Origin of the sequence: Vibrio sp. IB15 (assembly GCF_016406055.1) — a bacterium.
Classification (GTDB): Bacteria; Pseudomonadota; Gammaproteobacteria; order Enterobacterales; family Vibrionaceae; genus Vibrio; species Vibrio chagasii.
The window spans coordinates 1-4161 of record NZ_JAEFCE010000116.1 but is presented as its reverse complement, the minus strand read 5'-3'; the positions used below and the strand labels follow the sequence as shown (position 1 = coordinate 4161).

The following is a 4161-nucleotide window of genomic DNA, read 5'->3' as shown; positions in this document are numbered from 1 at the left end:
GCACGCTGGGTTCTAAGGGAGACGGCACTTGGTAACAAGTGTCGTCCACCCGACATAAACGCTCTAGCAGTGATCGTGCTGGCATTGTGATCACCAAGCGACTTTGTCGTTACACTAACTACCGAGGGAAAATGACGGGACTAAATTAGCGTTCTTTTTAAAGTATTTGAACAATCTTTAAAGGGTGCTAAGGATGTTCTACATGGATTCAAAGTCACAGTTTACTGTCGATATCATTAGCAAAGTCATTGATGGCTAAAGGCTTCTTGTACTTAAAACAAACCTATCTGCACTAGTATATTTACATCCACCAGCATTGCTGGTGGATTTATCCCCATTTAGAGACAATAATAATTACTCTCTCATGAACGAAATCTGTTTTTTATGGCGTTGTTGATCAAATCAGCTTGAAGATCAACGACACCATATGTAGCTAGCCGTTAGCTTCTAACGGGCATACCTAGTCCTATGACTTTGTTAATTGCTTTGACATTCGCCATGATTTCACCCACTTGAGCGTTGTAACATCTCAAGCTCAATTTACAGCTTGTTAGTCCTTTATATCGGGACATAGCAGTCTCAGATATTGAACGATATTGATAACCAGACTCTGTTTTCCATTCCGATATTGTTCCATCTCTCAGAGCCATTACCGCTTTGTTTCTGGGATGACCGTCTTCCCAAAGAGCTGCATTCTTTCGAGGCGGTATTAACGGAGTACAGCCTTTTTTTTGGTTCATCGCGGATTAGCGGGAACTAAAAACAAAAACGGTAGTAAGTGATATGGTTTAGTCGCCAAACAAAAATCATACACAAACTACCGTTTTCATGCCGAATCATACTTTCCTATCTTCATTCTGGGAAGGCTTTCAAGTCGTAAAGTCTCACCAGACAGCATCACTTATTACCCTGACTCTTGAACCGAACTCTGAGGCGAAATGCTCTTGTGGTCTCGAGGCCCAGGCTATCCATGAGTATCAATGGCGTCATGTAAAAGAAGCCATGTTGCTCGGGGTTCCTGTTGAACTTTCCGTGCAAACTCGAAGGATTAAGTGCCGTGAATGCGGCATAAAAACAGAGGCTTTATCTTGGTTGGAGCCTTATGCTCGTATAACGAAGCGCCTAAAAAGCTATATAGAACAACTACTGCCTCTTCTTCCCATCAAGCATATATCCGAGTTAACGAGCGTTCATTGGCACACCATTAAAGAGATAGATAAACGTCGACTTCACCAAGTTGTGCCTTCAGTGAAATGGGAGGAGTTGACGCAACTCGTCATGGACGAGTTCGCCATCTTTAAAGGGCATCGATATGCTACTGTCATCGCTGACGCTAAGACACACCAAGTCATTTGGATAGGGTTAGGCCGAAGCCGAAAGGACATACGTCCATTCTTCGAGCAGTTAGGTAAGCATGGCAGCCATATCGAAGCGGTCGCGATGGACATGAATACGGCTTTTGACCTTGAAGTTCAAGCGCACTGCCCGAACGCAAAAATCGTTTACGACTTATTCCACGTTGTTGCTAAGTTCGGTCGTGAGGTGATGGATAGAGTCAGAGTCGACCAAGCTAATAAACTTAAGCAGGATAAGAAAGCGAGGCAATGGGTCAAGCGCTCACGCTGGGTGTTGTTGAAAAATAGAGGCAACTTAAATACACGACAAGACAGCTATCTTACTGAAATATTGAATATCAATAAGGACTTAATGACCACGTATATACTCGGAGCACAACTCAAAGAGCTTTGGTATTGTGAATCAGAAGCACATGCTAAAGGGCTCTGGGAGGCGTGGTGGGTACAAGTACAGGAGAGTGGGATTAAGCCATTGAAAGAGTTCGCACGAAAACTGAGTCCTTATCTTCACGGCATTATCGCATCGGCAAGCTATCCGCTTAACACCTGCACATTGGAAGGGATAAACAACAAAATCAAGCTAATCAAGCGAATGGGATATGGGTATCGAGATACAGACTACTTCTTCTTGAAGATAAAAGCGGCTTTCCCCGGAAAGCCGCGATGAACCTTTTTTTTCAGAGTCTCGTAGCAATTTTTTGTGTCATATGCTCCATCGGCGGATACGGCAGCGACCTTTCTACGTAGTGGGTTGAGTAACGTCGGTAGCACTTCACTATCGCCTACATTTACAAGACTGACTTCCGCACTCATCACTTCGTGAGTATCCACATCTACAGCTAAATGCCGTTTACGCCATGTCCTACGTTTTTCTGCACCATGCTTTTTCACTTTCCACTCACCTCTCCAAAGACTTTAGGGCCAGTAGAATCAATGGCTATATGGCGAATAGCCCCTCTCGATTTATTGCGATATTTGACCTGAACTGTCTTCGAGCGTCCCCTGATACAGGTGTAGTCAGGGGACGTTAGTGGAACATCTAATAGCTCAAAAATAGAGTCGATCAAGCCTTGAAGAGCACGTAAAGGAAGAGAGAAGATGCCCTTAATCATCAAGGCGGTTTCAATCGCTGTATCAGAGTACTGAAAGCCTCTCCCACGCTTACCATGACGGGTTTTGCATCGCCATGCATCTACGGCTGAATCATCTATCCAGAATGTAACCGAACCGCGTTTACAAAGGGCCTTATTGTACTCTGCCCAGTTAGTTATCTTATTGTTTGATTTACCCATATCACCGCCATTCCAATCGTTTCAAATGATCAGATCGCAGGACTTGGAAAAGGTTCAACTAATTTAGGCAACAACGCCGTTTTTTATACTAAATAGTCATTAATTTACGGTGCGATACTCTTCGTGCATTCCCTATTATTACCATCCTCCAAACTATCTTTTTCACTTCCTTCATAAGCATCCAACTTTTTGGTCAACTCTATATTTTTATCATATTCAACACCTAATTTAATCTGCAAAGCTCTTTCTGTCGGGTTACTAGATCTAATTACTTCTCTATATTCCTTTCTCAGTTCTATCAGTTCACCTTCAATCACAGTTAATTCATTTTCCATTCTGTATCTTTCTAACTTCTTATTATAAACAATCTCACTCTCTAATTTTTTATTTAATTCATTTTCATTTATTTCACGATTTATTTTATTTAGGTATTCTTTTGACTTAACAATATCTTCTTTAGCGACCATTACTTCTTCTTTTAGTGAAACTAACCTACATTCTTCTTTTCTAAATTTAGACTCTTGAACTATTATTTTTAACTCTATGTCTGAAAGCTCAGTTTGTTTAACACTTAACTCTTTTTCAACTTGGCTATAAGAAGCATCAAGAGACTCTAAGTCCATCTTCTTTCGTTCAACAAGGGCCTCTAAATACTCTAATTTTTCCTTATGTTCAGCACTGGTGAACTCCTTGGATTTACCACGGACAAACCCTAACTGAAAAAATGCTCTACCTGTAAGGTCCTGAAGCTCCATCATATTTCCCTTACCCATTAGGCGAAAAGGGTGAACCAACTTTTCGAAATCAAAATTAAAGAAGGTCATATGCACGTGAAAATTTTCAATGAACTCTTCGGATTTAAAATGGCCCTCATCAACATGAAGATCAATCGCCATTGGAAAAAGCCCAAATTTCTTATGAATAAAGTTTGCCAATTTCTTACAGCAATCTATAATTTTCTCTTTCCAATTGAATGGATATTTTGACTTTACAACCAGAACTTGGTCTCGAGAAAGAACAACAACATTATCAACGAAGGCATTGGAATTTTTAGAGAATTCAATATTGCAAGTACGCTTTCCTGCAGATTCCTTCAATTTTTTCATTCTCTTCTCGCAATTAGCGAACGAAACAACCTCTTGAATATGAACATTTCCACAACTCAACTCCGGATAGACATTCTTGTCATCTACAATAGTTCTTACGTGATGTTTTCTAAGACCACGAAATTGAGTTTTTTTAAATCCCTTCATCTGACTAGACACATAATTATTCATAATTAAACCTGTTTTTTTATTTACATTAACAAATAATTTTACATTGTGTAAACACCGAAGAAATCACACTAAACAAGAAAATTTAAAAATATCTAATCATATTAAGTCACGATGTTTCAATATATTTCATGGTAGTTCTAATTTATTTTAAATTAATTGGAACTAATTTTTGATAGCGTAGCTGCTTTGTTGCGTAATTTAATGGATCTAAATCCTGAACCTACTATCTGCTCACTT

The 4161-nt window shown here is 39.8% G+C and carries 2 protein-coding genes and 2 pseudogenes; 1 reads left to right on the top strand and 3 read right to left on the bottom strand.

Features of this window, described 5'->3' with window-relative positions; translation table 11 throughout:
• Positions 1-440: 440 nt before the first annotated feature.
• A pseudogene (locus tag JC606_RS22760) lies at positions 441-734 on the bottom strand (transposase); the annotation flags it as partial.
• Between the two features lie 94 nt (positions 735-828).
• Here JC606_RS22760 and JC606_RS22755 point away from each other — a divergent pair.
• Positions 829-2022 carry an ISL3 family transposase gene (locus JC606_RS22755; protein ID WP_198779505.1) on the top strand — a complete coding sequence of 398 codons (1194 nt, stop codon included), beginning with the start codon at positions 829-831 and terminating at the stop codon, positions 2020-2022.
• Positions 2023-2024: 2 nt separating this feature from the next.
• Here JC606_RS22755 and JC606_RS22750 read toward each other — a convergent pair.
• Together JC606_RS22750 and JC606_RS22745 are read right to left on the bottom strand one after the other, a co-directional pair.
• Positions 2025-2647 (bottom strand): annotated as a pseudogene (locus tag JC606_RS22750) (IS5 family transposase); the annotation flags it as partial.
• Between the two features lie 104 nt (positions 2648-2751).
• Positions 2752-3924, bottom strand: coding sequence for a hypothetical protein (locus tag JC606_RS22745; protein WP_198779504.1), 1173 nt, complete (start codon positions 3922-3924; stop codon positions 2752-2754).
• Between the last annotated feature and the right edge of the window lie 237 nt (positions 3925-4161).